This is a genomic window from Acetobacter syzygii, assembly GCF_000964225.1.
GTDB classification, from domain to species: Bacteria; Pseudomonadota; Alphaproteobacteria; order Acetobacterales; family Acetobacteraceae; genus Acetobacter; species Acetobacter syzygii.
In genome coordinates this window covers 22,179-39,186 of sequence record NZ_BAMZ01000022.1, presented here as the reverse complement: position 1 = coordinate 39,186, position 17,008 = coordinate 22,179, and the positions used below count along the sequence as shown (strand labels likewise).

The 17,008-nt window shown below is 60.4% G+C and carries 18 protein-coding genes; 14 read left to right on the top strand and 4 right to left on the bottom strand.

Annotation, left to right across the window (positions count from 1 at the left end; translation table 11 throughout):
* The first annotated feature begins 43 nt into the window (after positions 1–43).
* The 6 genes from Absy_RS08895 to Absy_RS08875 all read left to right on the top strand — a co-directional run bounded on the left by Absy_RS08895 (position 44) and on the right by Absy_RS08875 (position 4,831).
* Positions 44–634 (top strand): sugar O-acetyltransferase, encoded by a 591-nt coding sequence (locus Absy_RS08895; RefSeq protein WP_084597038.1) that lies wholly within the window; start codon positions 44–46, stop codon positions 632–634.
* A complete protein-coding gene (locus tag Absy_RS12885) occupies positions 624–746 on the top strand; it encodes a hypothetical protein (RefSeq protein ID WP_257006386.1) in 123 nt (40 codons plus the stop codon). The genes Absy_RS08895 and Absy_RS12885 overlap by 11 nt, the downstream gene beginning before the upstream one ends.
* Before the next feature lie 41 nt (positions 747–787).
* Positions 788–1,372 carry a DUF1643 domain-containing protein gene (locus Absy_RS08890; protein ID WP_048854392.1) on the top strand — a complete coding sequence of 195 codons (585 nt, stop codon included), beginning with the start codon at positions 788–790 and terminating at the stop codon, positions 1,370–1,372.
* Between the two features lie 110 nt (positions 1,373–1,482).
* Positions 1,483–2,703 carry an aminopeptidase gene (locus tag Absy_RS08885; RefSeq protein ID WP_254604788.1) on the top strand — a complete coding sequence of 407 codons (1,221 nt, stop codon included), beginning with the start codon at positions 1,483–1,485 and terminating at the stop codon, positions 2,701–2,703.
* 14 nt (positions 2,704–2,717) lie between these two features.
* Positions 2,718–3,260 (top strand): hypothetical protein, encoded by a 543-nt coding sequence (locus tag Absy_RS08880; RefSeq protein WP_245614787.1) that lies wholly within the window; start codon positions 2,718–2,720, stop codon positions 3,258–3,260.
* Between the two features lie 107 nt (positions 3,261–3,367).
* The gene (locus tag Absy_RS08875) at positions 3,368–4,831 is read left to right on the top strand and encodes a hypothetical protein (protein WP_148315544.1); all 1,464 of its coding nucleotides are present in this window, start codon (positions 3,368–3,370) and stop codon (positions 4,829–4,831) included.
* 25 nt (positions 4,832–4,856) lie between these two features.
* Here Absy_RS08875 and Absy_RS08870 read toward each other — a convergent pair whose 3' ends face one another.
* From Absy_RS08870 to Absy_RS08860, 3 genes are all read right to left on the bottom strand, one after another.
* Positions 4,857–5,699 (bottom strand): EipB family protein, encoded by an 843-nt coding sequence (locus tag Absy_RS08870; protein ID WP_052945734.1) that lies wholly within the window; start codon positions 5,697–5,699, stop codon positions 4,857–4,859.
* Between the two features lie 73 nt (positions 5,700–5,772).
* Positions 5,773–7,569, bottom strand: a complete 1,797-nt coding sequence (gene aspS, locus Absy_RS08865; RefSeq protein ID WP_048854389.1) for an aspartate--tRNA ligase — start codon at positions 7,567–7,569, stop codon at positions 5,773–5,775.
* Between the two features lie 158 nt (positions 7,570–7,727).
* Positions 7,728–8,807, bottom strand: coding sequence for a threonine aldolase family protein (locus tag Absy_RS08860; protein ID WP_048854441.1), 1,080 nt, complete (start codon positions 8,805–8,807; stop codon positions 7,728–7,730).
* 182 nt (positions 8,808–8,989) lie between these two features.
* Between Absy_RS08860 and Absy_RS08855 the strand changes: the two genes are divergently transcribed.
* The 8 genes from Absy_RS08855 to Absy_RS08820 all read left to right on the top strand — a co-directional run bounded on the left by Absy_RS08855 (position 8,990) and on the right by Absy_RS08820 (position 15,281).
* Entirely contained in the window at positions 8,990–9,595 is a 606-nt protein-coding gene (locus Absy_RS08855) for a 50S ribosomal protein L25/general stress protein Ctc (RefSeq protein WP_048854388.1), read from the top strand.
* 96 nt (positions 9,596–9,691) lie between these two features.
* Positions 9,692–10,273, top strand: coding sequence for an aminoacyl-tRNA hydrolase (pth, locus tag Absy_RS08850; protein ID WP_048854387.1), 582 nt, complete (start codon positions 9,692–9,694; stop codon positions 10,271–10,273).
* Positions 10,273–11,367 (top strand): redox-regulated ATPase YchF, encoded by a 1,095-nt coding sequence (gene ychF / locus Absy_RS08845; protein WP_048854386.1) that lies wholly within the window; start codon positions 10,273–10,275, stop codon positions 11,365–11,367. Before pth ends, ychF begins: the two co-directional genes overlap by 1 nt.
* A gap of 95 nt (positions 11,368–11,462) precedes the next feature.
* Positions 11,463–12,776, top strand: coding sequence for a glutamate-5-semialdehyde dehydrogenase (locus Absy_RS08840; RefSeq protein WP_084597036.1), 1,314 nt, complete (start codon positions 11,463–11,465; stop codon positions 12,774–12,776).
* A gap of 131 nt (positions 12,777–12,907) precedes the next feature.
* A complete protein-coding gene (locus Absy_RS08835; RefSeq protein ID WP_048854439.1) occupies positions 12,908–13,594 on the top strand; it encodes a nicotinate-nucleotide adenylyltransferase in 687 nt (228 codons plus the stop codon).
* Entirely contained in the window at positions 13,591–14,139 is a 549-nt protein-coding gene (gene rsfS / locus Absy_RS08830; protein WP_084597035.1) for a ribosome silencing factor, read from the top strand. The genes Absy_RS08835 and rsfS overlap by 4 nt, the downstream gene beginning before the upstream one ends.
* Before the next feature lie 50 nt (positions 14,140–14,189).
* Positions 14,190–14,648: a 23S rRNA (pseudouridine(1915)-N(3))-methyltransferase RlmH gene (locus Absy_RS08825; protein ID WP_048854384.1), complete on the top strand. Its 459-nt coding sequence runs from the start codon at positions 14,190–14,192 to the stop codon at positions 14,646–14,648.
* An 84-nt stretch (positions 14,649–14,732) separates the two neighbouring features.
* Positions 14,733–15,281 (top strand): RcnB family protein, encoded by a 549-nt coding sequence (locus tag Absy_RS08820; RefSeq protein WP_048854383.1) that lies wholly within the window; start codon positions 14,733–14,735, stop codon positions 15,279–15,281.
* Positions 15,282–15,393: 112 nt separating this feature from the next.
* Here Absy_RS08820 and Absy_RS08815 read toward each other — a convergent pair whose 3' ends face one another.
* Entirely contained in the window at positions 15,394–16,866 is a 1,473-nt protein-coding gene (locus Absy_RS08815) for an amino acid permease (RefSeq protein ID WP_048854438.1), read from the bottom strand.
* Positions 16,867–17,008: the final 142 nt, after the last annotated feature.

The following is a 17,008-nucleotide window of genomic DNA, read 5'->3' as shown; positions in this document are numbered from 1 at the left end:
GGGGCAACCATAACGCGGCACACAACAGGACCAAACAGAACGCATGACCCTAGCAGAGCAGATGGCGCATATGCGCACAGGCGCAATGTACAATGACCTGACCCCGGAACTGGTGCAGGCCCGCCAGAATGCGGTGTTGCTGACCAATCGCTACAATGCCAGTTTTGGCCGCCCCCAGCCCGAGCGGGAGCGTATTCTGCGCGAACTGCTGGGTCACATTGGTCAGGGTGTGCATTTTGAGCCAACCCTGCGGTGCGAGTTTGGGCGCAACATTACAATCGGCCATAATTTCTACGCGAACTTTGACTGCGTTCTGCTTGATGCAGGCGGGATTGAAATTGGGGATGATGTGTTATTTGGCCCGCGGGTGGGGCTGTACACCGCCAACCACGCGCTGGACCCACAGGAGCGGGCCATGGGCGGGTGCCATGCACGGCCTATCCATATTGGCAACCGTGTGTGGGTGGGGGCGGGAGTGCATATTAACCCCGGTGTGCGTATTGGCGAGGGCAGCATTATTGGCGCAGGCAGTGTGGTTACGCGGGATGTGCCTGCCGGTGTGGTGGCGGCTGGTGTGCCATGCCGGGTCATCCGCCCGCTAACCGCGGAGGACCGCACGGGGTTTGCACCCTAACAGGGCAGACGGGGGGCTGGCGCAAGGGCTGTTCCTATGGTTGCCGGTATTGGGGGCTGGTCTGCTGGCGGCATGGCCTGTGTGGTTTGTGCTGGCTGGCGTTGCAGCCTAAACAGGGACAATTATGCATAAACTCTGCCAGCCGGGAGCGTTATGAAGGATCTGTTCAAGGGCCATCACGTTGGCCAGTCCCGCCCGCTCAAATTATCGGGGGATGTTGTGAGTACGGCCAGTTATGGCGGGCCGGATAAATGCTACCGCTATACCCTGCGCCGCGTGTGGGAGGAGGGCAAACCACTGGTTATGTGGCTGATGATGAACCCTTCCGTAGCAACCGAACATGGGGATGACCGGACCGTTGCCAAATGCCAGCGCTATGCGCGCGCATGGGGGTATGGTGGCCTGTTTGTGGGTAACACCTTTGCCTACCGCTGTACGGACCAGATGCGCCTGCTGGAAACACCGGACCCCGTAGGGCCGGGGAACGACGCCGCTTTGCTGGATATGGCACGGCAGGCCGACCTTGTTGTGGCTGCCTATGGTTCTCCCCACCACAAGGCATTGCGTGCGCGTGGCCCGCAGGTGGTGCATATGTTGCAAAGCCACGGTATTGCCGTGTGTGCGCTCAGGCTGAGTGCCGGGGGGCGGCCGTGCCATCCGCTTTACCTGCCAGCAGACCTTAAACCTTTTGAACTGCCAGTTGCGCCACCAGCAGGAGTTGACGCCAGCGCGCCTTAGGTATCCCATACGCACAAAGGGTTACGCCACAAACAGGGACAGGCATAAACGTGACAGAACAGAACACGCAGGCCACAGGTGGCTATCTGGCCTCAGCCGAATTTTCCGCCATGCTGGACCGGCTGGGCGAGGTGGCGGCCCGTACGGGGTTGAACGTTGCCCCCGGTCAGCAGGTTATTATGACCGCCCCCCTCCATGCCGTGCCATTGGTCCGCCGTATTACGGAACATGCCTACAAGGCTGGGGCATCTTTGGTGACCACATTCTATTCGGATGAGGAAACCACACTCGCCCGCTACAGATTTGCCGAGGAAAGTACCTTCGATACAGCATCTGGCTGGCTTTCCGCCGGTATGGCGGAGGGGTTCCGGGCCGGGGCTGCCCGTATGGCCATTACGGGCTCCAATCCTGCACTCCTTGCCGGGCAGAACCCGGACCATGTCTCCCGCGCAAGCAAGGCGGCTTCCAAAGTGAACCGCCCGGCCATGGAGATCATCACCAATTTTGATGTGAACTGGTGCATTGTGGCTGCCGCCACTCCGGCATGGGCCATGCAGGTGTTCCCCGGTCTGCCCGAAGAGCAGGCGGTGGCAAAACTCTGGCAGGCCATTTTTGCCGTCTCGCGCCTGACGGGGGATGACCCTGTGGCCGACTGGGAGGCACATAACGCCATTCTGCACCGCCGTGCCGCGTTTTTGAACGATGTGCGCTACGATGCCCTGCATTTTTCCGGCCCCGGCACGGACCTGCTGGTTGGGCTGGCCGATGGGCACGACTGGGCTGGCGGTGCGGAAAAGGCGGGCAATGGCATTGTGTGCAACCCCAACATTCCAACCGAGGAGGTGTTTACAACACCCCACCGACTGCGTGTGGAAGGGACCGTTGCCAGCACCAAACCGTTGTCTCACCAGGGTACACTCATTGACGGGATTCAGGTCCGGTTTGAGGCCGGGCGCATTGTGCAGATGCACGCAACACGCGGGCAGGATGTGCTTGAACGTGTGCTGGATACGGATGAAGGCGCCAGACGTCTGGGCGAGGTCGCGCTTGTCCCTCATTCCTCTCCCATCTCCCGCAGTGGCGTCCTGTTCCAGAATACGTTGTTTGATGAAAACGCAGCCAGTCACATTGCCCTTGGTCAGTCCTACACCAAATGTATGCGCGACACGCAAGGGCAGGATGAGGCGGCATTGGCAGCCCGTGGTGCCAATAGCAGCATGATCCATATAGACTGGATGATCGGCTCGGGAGAGATCGATGTGGATGGGCTGGATGCGCAGGGGGGCCGCGTGCCGCTCATGCGCCGTGGCGAATGGGTGATTGCAGCATGAAAAGGTTTGAAAACATGGCTTTTGTTCGCAAGGTATCAACTGTTCTGGGGGGTATGGCCCTGCTGGTTGCCGGGGCCGCACAGGCCCAGAGCGTGGCCCCTGTTGGCGGGGCTACGCCACGTGCGCCAGCCCTGACTGCCGAACAGGTGGTTTCCATGCAGCAGGGGCGTGAGGCGGTTTTGCACTATAAGCTGGCCCCCGATATTCTGCCCCGCCTGACCGCCACCCTCAAGGCCATTCAGGCTGCCAACATTCAGCCGCCAACGCAGATGGGTGCCACATTGGAGCAGCAGATTGCACTGGTGGAAAAAGTGCCGGGTGTGGATGGGATTTTAAAAGCCCACGGCCTGACCGCGCGGGACTTTGTCATGAGTCTCGAATGTGTGGGGCAGACAGGCAGCCTGATGAACATTCCACCCGGTCAGGGCGGGTCTTATATTCCTGTGCCAGACCCGGCCAATGTGGCGGTGCTCAAGAACAACCCGCAGGCTTTGCAGGAACTGGCTGGCGTGTTGCGTAATGATGCTCCGGCAGGCAGTTCCGCACAGGTCCACTAATGCGTTAATCCTGTTGGCCTGAGCCTGCGCCGTGTGGCAGGTTGATGCACCGGGGCCGGGTGCGGATGGGCCGCGCCCGCGCCGCATCCACTGTTACGGAGCAGGCCATGACAGCCACAACAGGATCAGGCAGCCTGCCCGGTGCGGGTAGCTGGGTGGGGCTTGGGGCCGAGGGTGCCGCCATGCCATCCGCTGCAACCATGTTACAGGCTGCACGGACTGCTCTGGCGCAGGCACAGGCCCAGCAGGCGGATGTGCTGTTTACCCTTTCTGAAGGGGCGCAGAACCTACTGGGCAGCGCCCTGCTCTCCACGGAGGCCGTGACCACCTCCACCACGGAGGAACTTGCCGCGGCTACGCAGGGTACGCGCGCAGCCTTTGCCACGGATGGCACAAGCACACTGGCGGCAGATGTTATGCAGGCTGCCAATGCGGTGCTGAATGATACCAGCACAACTGTTGAACAGAAAAACATGGCGACAGCGCTCAAGCATCTGGTTACGGCCATGGGTGCGCAGTCTGCCACTGCGGAGCAGAACGCTGCCGGATTATCCCCCCGGACCATCGGGCAGACCATAAGCCAGATGCTTGACCAGCAGGCGGGTGCCGCCGTTGCGGGCAGTGCGCTTGGGGGCGCGGTTGTAACCCCCTCCGGCCTGTATGGTCTGGCCAGTTCCGCTGTGCAGGAAGGCCGGCGGAGCATGGCCACAGCATTGCTGGGCATGGGCACCGCACAGGCGGAGGAAATAGTGCTCCCCGGTGGCATTGTGCAACTTCCCCAGCAGGCTACGGGCACAGGTGGGGCAGCCTCCGGTGCAACGGTTGCATCCGAATTGGCGGGGAATGGTCTGAGCAACGCCCTGTTGCCAGACCTGTTCAAAGCGATTGCGTCCGTTTTGATGGATGCAGGTGCAACAGCGGAGCAAAAGGCGGCTGCGACAGCACTGCTCCAGATGTTTGAAACAGCCGAAACCCCGGAGCAGATACCGCAGGTTCTGCTTAACCCCCTGCTGGCGGCCGTGCTTGTGCCTGCACCCAGCCCATCGGTACGGGGGCGGCTGGTGCGTGCGGCGCTGGCCGAGGAGGTGGAGGATATGGGGCAGACGGAAGGCGCTGAACCCTCGGCCATTGGAGCGGGTGGCCTGCGTGCTGCTCTGGGTAAAAATGCCGCTTATCTGGCTGCGGTACAGCAGCCCCTTCTGGCCCATACGCTCCAGTTGACACAAAAGCAGGAGGCCGAGGCAGTGGAGGCCGCACTGGCCGGGTGGGGCATGGCAGCGCTCAGTCCGGCACAGCTTATGGAAGAGGCTCTTCAGTCCAGTTCCATACTGGCTTTTTCACAAAATCTTATGGCAGATTCCGTGTATATGGGGGCATTGGCCAGCACAGGATTAACCCCGGTGCTGGTGATGAGCTGGGCCGCCCTGCTTTCGGGCTGTCTGCCACGGGCTTACCCGTTTGTGCCGCGTGTGTGGCGGCGGGCGAATAAACGCAAGTGGACCAGAAAAAAGCGCCCGCCCAAAATGGACTTCCAGAATCTTTTTTTTACCGATGCCCCGGTGCAGGCATAAACCCGCCCCTGCGGTGGGGGGCAGGTTAGTTGGCCGTATCCTGCGCGCAGGTGGGGGTGGCGGGCAGGTCCAGTGTGCTTAGCGTGCCCTGCATTTTAAAATCCCCAAAATCCAGATGGAGCTGGTCGGATACGCCATTGGCAAAGTAGCGCATTCCCATTTCGTATTCCGGCATCATGGTGTGGGCGTTGCGGTCATAAAAAGCGATATGCACGTGCCCTGCCGCCAGTTTTTGCAAAGCCTGATAAGGGCTGTCTGCTGGGGGGGCGGACCAGTTCAGCAGGGTTACGTAAGTATCTTCCGGTCCATCGGGTAAGGTGCCATCAAAAAGCGGGGTGGTCAGCTCCTTGTCCCCTTTCTGTGCAGCCGCCAGAATACTGGCGGTATGGGCAATGGGGAACAGGGTGCCCGCAGGCAGGGTGAGTGTTTTGGTCAGGGGCTGCCGGTAATGCACAACACCCGAACCATCGGGGTTCAGGGTGGCTTCCCCACTCACAATGCGTAGCAGTTTGCCGTTGCGTGTTTCCTGCGTTTTAAAGCTCAGGTGCCGTCCGTCCAGACTTTCCTGCGCGGCATAATCGGACAGAAGGTGCTCCTCCCCCTGTTTGCGGGTCACGCTCTGTATGTCCAGCCTCTGGTGGGAGGACCAGCCAAGGCAGGTTTTGAGCACTGCATAGCTCATCCTCCCTGTGGCGGAAAGCGTTTGCCCGCCTGCGGTTTCCACCAATCCCAGATCATATACCGCACGCTGCGATACAAGGGCGGAGGCAGGCCCCGCCGCAGCCTGTGCGGGTATGGCAGGTTGCATCAGGGCAAAGGCTGGCACGGTGGCGGCCAGCAGGAGGAGGCGCAGGGGGCGTAAGGTCATTCCCCTACAAAAAAACATCCGGCGCGGTCATGCAACCGGCCGGATGTGTGTTTATTGGCCCGGAGGGGGTCAATCAGTCTTTTTTGACCACGGGTTTGGGCTTGGGCAGATTAAGCGCGAGGGAGAGTTCCTTCATGCGTTCGGGCGGAACGGGGGCCGGAGCACCCATCATCAGGTCTTCGCCCTGCTGGTTGAGCGGGAACAGAATAACCTCGCGAATATTGGGTTCATCTGCCAGCAGCATAACAATGCGGTCCACGCCGGGGGCGGAGCCACCATGCGGTGGTGCGCCGTAGCGGAAGGCGTTGAGCATACCGCCAAAGCGGGCTTCCACCTCGCTTTCGGGGTAGCCTGCAATTTCAAACGCACGGACCATCACGTCAGGCAGGTGGTTACGCACCGCACCGGAGGAAAGTTCGATTCCGTTACACACAATGTCGTACTGGTAAGCCAGAATATCCAGCGGGTTTTTGGTGTTCAGGGCTTCCAGACCACCCTGCGGCATGGAGAACGGGTTGTGGGAGAAGTCAACCAGACCGGTCTCCTCGTTCAGTTCATACATCGGGAAGTCCGTAATCCAGCAGAAGCGGAATGCGTTCTTTTCGATCAGGTCCAGTTCTTCGGCAATGCGGGTGCGGACAAGACCGGAGAATTTGGCAACCTCCAGCCCCTTGCCAGCAGCAAAGAACACGGCATCTCCCGCCTTCAGCCCCAGCTTGGCGCGAATGGCCTCGGCACGGTCGGCTTCCAGATTTTTGGCGATGGGGCCTTGTCCACCCTCTGCGTTGAAGGTGATGTAGCCCAGACCACCTGCTCCGTTCTCACGCGCCCAGGCGTTCAGCTTGTCAAAGAACGAGCGGGGTCTGTCCCCTGCACCGGGGGCGGGAATGGCGCGGATTTCCCCACCATCGGCGGCAATGCGGGCAAACAGGCCAAAGCCTGAACCGGCAAAATCTTCCGTTACATCGGTAATCAGCAGCGGGTTGCGCAGGTCCGGCTTGTCCGACCCGTACACCTTCATGGCGCGGGCGTAGGGAATACGCTCGAACGGGGCGGTGCTGACCGTGCGGCCATTACCGAATTCGGTAAACAGCCCGCTCATGACCTGTTCCATAACCGCAAAAATTTCGTCCTGCGTGGCAAAGGCCATTTCAAAATCAAGCTGGTAGAACTCACCGGGGGAGCGGTCCGCGCGGGAGGCTTCGTCGCGGAAACACGGAGCGATCTGGAAGTAGCGGTCAAATCCGGCCACCATAGCCAGCTGCTTGAACTGCTGCGGTGCCTGCGGCAGCGCATAGAACTTGCCCGGATGATTGCGTGACGGCACCAGAAAGTCACGCGCCCCTTCGGGGGAGGATGCGGTGAGAATGGGGGTTTGCAGTTCAATAAAGTCCAGTTCCGTCATGCGGCGGCGCATACTGGCAATAACGGCGGAGCGCAGGCGGATGTTGCTGTGCACCTTCTCGCGCCGCAGGTCGATGTAGCGGTAGCGCAGGCGCAGTTCGTCGGAGTAATGTTCCTGACCGGCAACCTGTAGTGGCAGCACGGCAGCGTGGGACTGCACCACAAATTCCTTGGCGCGGACTTCAATATCACCCGTGGCAAGGTCAGGGTTGCGTGTGCCCTCCTCGCGCAGGACCACCTCACCCGTTACCGTAATAACGCTTTCCACGCGGATATGCTCGGCCGTTTCCATAACGTCAGACCCGGCGGGAATAACAATCTGGGTCATGCCCGTTTCGTCCCGCAGGTCAATAAACAGCAGGCCACCATGGTCGCGCTTGCTGTGCACCCAGCCGGACAGGCGCGCGGTTGTGCCAGCATCGCCCGCGCGTAGGGCCGAGCAGCTATGGGTACGGTAAGGGTGCATGGTCTAGTCCCAAATTTTTGGCCCAGCCTGCGGGCGGGCACTGGTTTTGCCATAGTTCAATGGGGGTGGAGGAAGCAGGGGCAGGGGCCTTATGTCAAGGCTGGAGCGGGGGAACCCCGCCTGTTTTGCCCCCAGCAGGGTATTTTGCGCACAGGAGCCTAACCCTGCGCGCTGGCCCGCAGGTCTGCCGCAAGGGCTGCAACGGAGTCCATACAGGCGTCCCACGCGAACATAAAGCGGTACACGCTGCCAAACACGGTATAGAATCGCCACCCCTGCGCGCGCAGGGTATTGGCAACATGTTCAGGCATAAGCACAAACACACCATTGCTTTGCACCGGCCACGCCAGTTCCACCGTATCAATCCCGGCTATGGCCTGGGCAAAGGCTGCGGCTGCGGCATTGGCATGGCGGGCATTGGCCAGCCATGCGCCGGACTGGACCATGCTCAGCCACGGGGCGGACAAAAAGCGCATTTTGGAGGCAAGTTGCCCCCCCTGTTTGGCGCGCTCGGCAAAGCCCTGTGCAAGCTGGGGGGTAAAGAACACCACGGCATCCCCCATGGCCATACCGTTTTTGGTGCCGCCAAAAGTCAGCGCATCCACACCGGACTGCCATGTCATGGCGGCGGGTGTGCATTCCAGCGCGGCTACGGCATTGGCAAAGCGCGCGCCATCCATATGCAGGCGTAACCCGTTATCGTGGCAGGTGTTGGCAATGGCCCGGATCTCGTCGATCGTGTAAAGCAGCCCGTTTTCGGTCGGTTGGGTGATGCTGACAACCGCCGGGGTGGAGGCCTCAAAATCCCGCGTGCGGCGCATGGCCTGCGTTATGGAGGCAGGGGTCACCTTGCCATCGCCTGTTGGTGGGGTCACCAGTTTGGCCCCGCCGGAAAAAAACTCCGTAGCACCCCGTTCGGACGTGTCCACATGCGCGATTTCGGAGGCGATAATGCTGCAATAGGGCGGGCAGAGCGTTGCCAGAACCAGCGCATTGGCCGCCGTGCCGTTAAAAACAAAAAACACGCGCGCCTGTGGGGCATCAAACAGGTCGGTCACGGCTTTGGCGGCAAGGCGGGTCCATGCGTCATCCCCATAGGCGGGGGTGGAGCCGGTGGCCGCGCGGTTTATGGCGTCCAGCGCCTGTGGGCATACGCCTGCATAGTTGTCGCTGCCAAACTGCTGCCGGGGCTGGCTGGTTGCGGGCTGGTGGGTAAGTCCCTGTGGGGGAGGGGTCATGGCAAACTCTCCAGCTTGGGTTGGCGTGTGCCGTGGGGCACGGGTTGGGTTATGTGGGGTCGGGTCTGTGTGGTAGCGATGCGGGCCGACCTTGCTTGTGGCGGGGTTTTGCTGTAAGGCCGCAGCCACCGCGCAGGCACCCCTGGAGGCCTGCGTGCTCAAGTTTTTCAGGAGAAGTCAAGGTGTCCAAAATTACAACAATCGAAGCTTCTGCGCGCGCGAAGGCTGGTAAGGGGGCAGCGCGGGCGACGAGGCGTGCTGGTCTGGTGCCCGGCGTTATTTACGGCGGCAAGCAGGAAGCTACACTGATCGCGCTTGATCCGCGCATTGTCATCAAGGGAATCCAGACCTCTGGCTGGCGCTCCCGCGTGTATGACATCCAGATCGAAGGCGGCAAGACCGAACGCGCTCTGGTACGTGACGTGCAGCTCCACCCGGTCAAGGATTCGCCCGTCCATATCGACTTCCTGCGTCTGGCCGCTGGCTCGCGCGTGCATGTTGAAGTGGCTGTGCATTTTGTGGGTGAAGACAAGTGCCCCGGCATCAAGCGCGGTGGGATGCTGAACGTTGTGCGCCACACGGTTGACGTGGAAGTGGCAGCGGAAAACATTCCCGAATTCTTTACCGTTGACCTGAGCAAGCTCGACATCAACGACAACGTGCGTTGGGACGATGTGCAGGGCACGGCTGGTGCGACCCCGGTTTCCCACGAAGCCAACTTTGTGGTTGCCAGCATTGCAGCACCGATTGTTGATGCAGCACCCGCAGCGGACGCTGACGCTTCCTGATCCGGAAGTCATGTGATCCGAGTCTGATGGAAAGCGGGGGTACGTGCAGGTGCATGTACCCCCCTTTCTGTTCATAAACATGAGGCAGAATCCGCAATGCTGCTCTGGGTCGGACTGGGTAATCCCGAGTCCTCCATGCGCCGGCACCGGCACAATGTTGGTTTTATGGCGGTCGAAGCCATTGCCGCCAGATATGGTTTTACGCCGTGGCGCAACCGTTTTAAGGGCGAAGTGGCCGAAGGCCGCATAGGCAACCACAAGGTGCTGCTGCTCCTGCCCATGACCTACATGAACCGTTCGGGCGAGAGCGTGCAGGAAGCGGCCGCTTTTTACAAAATAGCCCCCGAGCAGATCACGCTTTTCCATGATGAGCTGGATCTGGAGCCGGGTAAGCTGCGCATCAAGCGTGGCGGTGGGGCTGCGGGCCACAATGGTCTGCGCTCGACAGATAAAATGCTGGGCACGCCAGACTACTGGCGCGTACGCATTGGCATAGGCCACCCCGGAGCCAAGGAACGGGTGCACGGCTGGGTGCTTGGGAATTTTACACAAACAGACCAGCAGGAATGGCTCGATCACATGCTGGAGCGCATGGCCGATGCCGCCCCCCTGCTGGCGGATGGGCATGCGGACCGGTTTATGACCAAGGTTGCACTGCCACAAGGGAGCAAGGGCTGATGGGATTTAACTGCGGGATTGTAGGTCTGCCCAACGTGGGCAAGTCCACCCTGTTCAACGCGCTTACGGCTACGGCCACGGCGCAGGCTGCCAATTACCCGTTCTGCACGATTGAGCCGAACGTGGGCCGCGTGGCCGTGCCGGACCCCCGGCTGGACAAGCTGGTGGCTATTGGCAAATCCCAGCGTGAAGTGCCCACCAGCCTTGAGTTTGTGGATATTGCGGGCCTTGTGCGTGGTGCATCCCGCGGGGAAGGTCTGGGTAACCAGTTCCTTGCCAACATCCGCGAGGTCGATGCCATTATCCACGTTCTGCGCTGCTTTGAGGATGATGATATTACTCACGTTGAAGGTGGGGTGGACCCGGTCCGGGACGCGGAAATTATTGAGACCGAGCTGATGCTCGCTGATCTGGATTCGTTGGAAAAACGCCTGCCCGCGCTGGAAAAGCGCGCCTGCAACCGCGATGCGGAAGCCATGGCCCAGATCGAGATTATGGAGCCCATTCTGGCCGCCCTGCGCGATGGCCGGCCTGCCCGCACCGCCGTTCCCGCCGGTGCGGAAGAGACGGTGCGCCGCCTGCAACTCATGACCAGCAAACCCGTGCTGTATGTGTGCAATGTGGACGAGGATTCGGCCGCCACAGGCAATGCTTTTTCTGAAAAAGTGAAGGCCAAGGCCGCTGCCGAAGGGGCTGCGGTTGTTATTGTTTCCGCTGCGATCGAGGCGGAAGTCAGCCAGTTGGAAAATGAGGAACGGCGTGAATTCCTCGAAGGGCTGGGCCTGAACGACAGTGGTTTGGACCGCGTGATTGCCGCAGGTTACAAGCTGCTGGGGCTGAGCACTTACTTTACCGTTGGTCCCAAGGAAGCCCGTGCATGGACCATTACGGTCGGCACCAAGGCACCACAGGCGGCTGCTGTTATTCACAATGATTTTGAGCGTGGCTTTATTGCCTGCGAAACCATCGCATTTGACGATTATGTCCGGTATAATGGGGAAGCAGGTGCCAAGGAAGCCGGACGCCTGCGCGTAGAAGGGCGGGATTATGTTGTGCAGGATGGTGATGTTCTGCTCTTCCGCTTTAATGTCTGATACGGCACTCTAGCGCGGCAACGGGTCCGTCCATGCGGGACGGACCACATGACGTAAAAAAAGAAAACAGGACAATGGAGATAAGGGACGCCAGCATGAATACGGAGGAAGACAGTCGGCAGCATATGGCCACGGCGGATACGCGCGCACCGGAACAGGGTGTGCCATCGCCATGCTCCATGCATGTTCTGGCGCACAGGGCAAGGCTGGCTGCCCGTACTCTGGCCCAGAGTTCCTCCTCCGAACGGGACAAGGCCCTCTGGGCCGCAGCCAGCGCGCTGCGCGAGTCCGCTCCTGCCATTTTGCAGGCCAATGCGCTTGACCTTGCTGCTTCCACTGCGAATGATGCCTTCCGCGACCGGCTGACCCTTACCCCGGAGCGGGTGGAGGCCATGGCCCGTGGACTGGAAGATATTGCTGACCTGCCCGATCCGGTAGGGCAGGTGCTGGAGGAATGGTCACGCCCCAACGGCCTGCGTATTCGCAAAGTCGCAACAGCCGTTGGCGTGATTGGCGTTATTTACGAAAGCCGGCCCAATGTTGGGGCCGATGCTGCTGGCCTGTGCATCAAGTCCGGCAATGCCGTGCTGCTGCGCGGTGGCTCGGAAAGCCTGCACAGCGCACGGGCCATCCACGCTGCCATGCAAACAGGTCTGCGCAATGCCGGTCTGCCGGAGGATGCGGTGCTGATCGCCCCGGATGCGGATCGCAAGCATGTAGCGGATATGCTGACCGCAACAGGGTATGTGGACCTTATTATTCCACGTGGTGGGCGTTCCCTTGTGGAGCGCGTGCAGCGCGAGGCCCGCGTGCCTGTGCTGGCCCATGCGGAAGGGCTGTGCCACACCTATGTGCATTCCGCCGCAGACCATGCCATGGCCCGCAGGATTGTGCTGAACGCCAAAATGCGCCGCGTGGGTATTTGTGGCGCAACGGAAACCCTGCTGATCGATGCAGCCATTGCCTCCGTTCTGCTGCCCCAGATTGTGGCGGATCTGGCGGAACAGGGCTGTACCTTCAAGGCGGATGCGGCAGCAAGGCAGATTATGCCCGACCTGCCCGCAGGCACCGAAAAGGATTTTGCCACCGAGTGGCTGGATGCGGTGCTGAACATCGCTGTGGTGGATGGGGTGGACGAAGCACTCGACCACATTGCCCGCTTTGGTTCCTCCCACACCGAAGCCATTGTGACGGCGGATGAGGCCGTTGCAAGCCGGTTTATGAACGGTGTGACCAGTGCTGTGGTCATGTGGAACGCCTCTACCCAGTTCTGCGATGGCGGGGAATTCGGCTTTGGGGCCGAAATTGGCATTGCCACAGGGCGCTTCCATGCCCGTGGGCCGGTGGGAGTGGAGCAGCTGACAACCTTCCGCTACGAGGTTCTTGGCAATGGTCAGGTTCGTCCCTGACCCCGCCTTGCCCCATCCCGCGTATTGCCCCCATGCTTATGGGTGATGTGCAGGCAGGCCGCCTGCGGGGTGCGCATGGTCCGGATGTGGGGGGGCATGTTCCCTTGCCCGGTCATGGGCACGTGCAGGGTATGGGGCCGCACAGGCAGGCCCACGCGTTTGGTATTCCCACATGGGGGGATAACCGCCGTGGCCGCATTGGCCTGCTGGGGGGGTCTTTTAACCCGGCCCACAAATGGCATCAGGCGATTGCCCTCCGGGCTTTGCGGGAATTACGGCTTGATCAGGTGTGGCTTATGGTCTCACCCGGGAATCCGCTCAAGGCGGGGCGGGATATGGCCTCTTTTGCCACCCGTCTGGCAACAGCCCGCCAACTGGCGGATGGGCGGCATGTGATTGCCACGGATCTGGAAGCCCGACTCGGTACCCGTTACACGGTGGATACGCTGGCCCGGCTTAAGGCCCGCTTTCCCCATGTGCGGTTTGTATGGCTGATGGGGGCGGATGGTCTGGTAAGTCTGCCACGCTGGAAAAACTGGCAGGCGCTGGTAAGGCAGGTCCCCTTTGCGGTTTTCCCCCGTCCGGGGCAGAATGTGAGGGCTTTGGGTGGGTTGGCGGCGCAGTATCTGGCCCGCTGGCGCATTCCCGCACGGCGGGCTGCAACGCTTGCAACACTTTCTCCCCCAGCTTGGGCTTTCCTTCCGGGGGTACAAAACAGTATATCTGCAACAGCCATTCGTCAGCGGGGCGGGTTTGACGCCACCACGGATCAGCCTGCCACCCGACAAAGATATTTAGTTTCAGGAGAACGGTCATAACCACCAAGCCACCCGCCGAGACGCCGGCACGCACCCGCCCGTCCACGGCTTCCGCTCGTGGGGGCCGTGCTGCCTCCGCCCGCGCCGCTACTGTTCCCGGAGCTGCTGCGGCACCGGGTTCCGTCCGCAAAAAAGCTGCCGCCGCTGGCCCCAAAACACGCACCAAGCGCGAAACGGTGGACCCCGATCTGCTGGAACAGTCGCTGACGATCATCACCACCAGTCTGGAAGATGACAAGGCTGAGGATCTGGTGGTCATTGACCTTGCTGGCCGTGCCTCCTTTGCGGACCGGATGGTGATTGCCACAGGTCTGGCCGACCGCCAGATTGCCGCCATGGCCCAGCATATTGAGCGTAAACTGCGCGATATTGGTATCAAACGCGTTCTGGTCGAAGGGGCTAATGGCTCCGACTGGGTTCTGCTGGACACGGGGGATATTGTGGTCCACCTGTTCAAACCCGAAGCCCGCGCCCTTTACGGTCTGGAAAAAATGTGGGGTGCGGAACTGGATGAAAGCAACGAAGACGGCGTAACCCGTCTGTAAGTGCCGGTGTCTGGTTTACAACATACAGTGTCCTGCTGCGGGAGCCTGATATGAGGCTGGTTGCAGTAGGGCGCATGAAGGACAAGTCCGAGCGGGCGCTGGTTGAGCGGTACCTCAAACGCCTGCGACCCGCATTGGATATTGTGGAACTGCCTGACGGGCGCGGCAGCCCTGATGAGATCAAACGGCGCGAAGCCCAGGCCATTTTGGCGGCCTGCCCGGCCCAGAGCCTTGTTGTCGCGCTGGATGAGGGCGGCCGCACCTATAGCAGCGTGGATTTTGCCGCGACCCTTGCCGGTTGGCAGGATGCGGGCCGCATACCATGCTTTGTTATTGGTGGGGCGGAAGGGCTGGATGCCTCCGTTCTGCAACGGGCGGGGGCAACTTTATCCTTTGGTACGCTCACATGGCCGCACATGCTGGTGCGGATTATGCTGGTTGAGCAGATATACCGTGCACAGGCCATTGCGGCGGGTCATCCTTACCACCGTGCAGGCAGGCCCGATTAGGGCTGACGCCATCTGGCTTTCATATCGCCAAATTTCCGCCACATCATGCTATGCTCAATGGCAGAAAAGGGAAGGAGATTGACGATGATCTTCAAAACAAAGCGTTCAATGGCGTTTCTTATGGGGCTGCTTCTGGCTGCGGCACCCCTTGCGGCCCATGCACAGCGTGGTCCCGGTGGCCCCGGCGGCGGCCCCGGAGGCCATGGTGGTGGCCCGGGAGGGCCCGGTGGAGGCCCCGGCGGTGGTCCGGGCCGCGGGCCGGGCGGTGGTGGCCATGGTGGTTTTCATGGTGGGCCGGGTGGTGGTCCCGGTGGCTGGCGCGGTGGCGGCGGCGGTGGCCCGCGTGGCGGCATGTGGCGTCGGGGCGACCGATACGATGGTGGTGGCATTTTTGTCGATAACTGGCGCGGTTACCGTGGCCTCTATGCCCCACCGCCGGGTTACCGCTGGATTAGCTATGGTGGCAGCTTTTTGCTGGCCGCTGTTGCAACGGGGATTATCTCCAATGTGATTACGGGTGGGGCTTATCCCGCCGTACCGTACCCGGTGGCAACACCTTACCCGGCGTATGGGGCCTATCCGGTTGTGCCAGTGCCAACACCAGTGCCTGCACCATACCCGCCGGGCTATTAAGCCGAGCGGTCAAACAAAAAGGGGAGCCAACCTGTGGCTCCCCTTTTTTATTGTGGAGGCGGCGCACGGGTCTGTCTGGCGTGCGCAGGTAACGGTAAAGGAATGGGGGTGTTCAGCTCTTGTCCTGTGGGGTCGTAAAATCGGCATCATCGGTTAATTCGGCGGACGGTATGGTCTGGGGTACTACATGCAGCGGGGTATGGCTTGCGGCCTTCCAGCCGACAAACAGGAGTGCTGCCAATGCGGGAATGGCCATAATGGAATAGGTGCCCGTAGGGTAGTCAAACAGCATAAGAACGAGAATGCTGATAAAAAAGGCTATGGTCAGCCACGCCGTAATGGGAGCGCCAGGCATGGCAAAACCCGTGGGGGCAATGCGCCCTGCGCGAATGGCCTGCCGCAGTTTGATCTGGCAGAGCAGGATAAAGCACCATGTGCTGACAATGCCGACCGAAGCCATGTTAAGAACAATCTCAAAAATCTGGGAAGGCAGAAGGTAGTTCAGCACGACCCCAATCAGATAAATGGCCACGGTTGTTAAAATGGCCGCAGCTGGCACGGCCTGTTTGTTCATATGGGCCAGATAACGTGGGGCTGTGCCGTTCAGGGCCAGAGCGCGCAACACACGCCCGGTGGAATACAGGCCGGAGTTCAGGCTGGAAAGGGCGGCGGTCAGGACCACCATGTTCATGAGCGAATCCGTGCCCGGCACCCCAAGACGGGAGAAGAAGGTGACAAACGGGCTTACACCGGCCTGATAGGATGACCATGGCAGCAGCATGACCAGAAGAGTGACCGTGCCGACATAAAAAATCATAATCCGCCAGATCACGTTGTTAATGGCGGCGGGCAGAATTTCGCGCACATTCCTGCACTCACCCGCGGCGGTACCGATCATCTCAATCCCGTAATAGGCAAATACTACGCCCTGAATAAGCACAAGGGCGGGTAACATGCCGTGCGGAAAAAGGCCGCCATGCTCGGTAATGAGCTGCAAGCCTGTGGCGTGCCCGTCCACTGGCACGCGCAGGCCCAGAATGGCCGTTCCCACGATCAGAAAAATCAGCAGCGCTGCAACTTTGATAAGGGAGAACCAGAATTCCATCTCCCCAAACCATTTAACGCCAATCAGGTTCATGCAGGTAATGACCACCAGAGCCATAAGCGCCATTGCCCATTGCGGCACGGAGGCAAAAACACCCCAGAAATGCATGTAAAGAGCCACGGCGGTAATATCGACAATGCCTGTCATGGCCCAACTGAAGAACGAGAGCGCCCCGGCAACGTAGGAGGCCTTATCGCCCAGAAACTCCTGCGCGTAGGAGACAAAGCTCCCGCTTGTGGGGCGGTACATGACCAGTTCCCCCAGAGCGCGGAGCATAAGAAAGGAAAAAACACCGCAGACCAGATAAACAATAGCGAGGGATGGCCCCACCGCCTGCAACCGGCTGCCAGCTCCCAGAAAAAGGCCGGTACCAATGGCCCCACCAACGGAAATCATCTGGATCTGTCGTTTACCCAGACCTTGCCGGTAGCCTTCCGCCGTTTGACCGGACGGGGCATCGGATGGGGAAGGAGGGATGATGCTCAAAGTTTTCTGTCTCCGTATCGGCAGCGGGAACGGGATCTGTCGATTTGTTTCGTTATGGAACCGGTTGCTTTGAGAGTGATATGGGCAGTTCCGGAATCGCAATAAATCGGATGGTATGTAAGTCCTTTTGTAACTT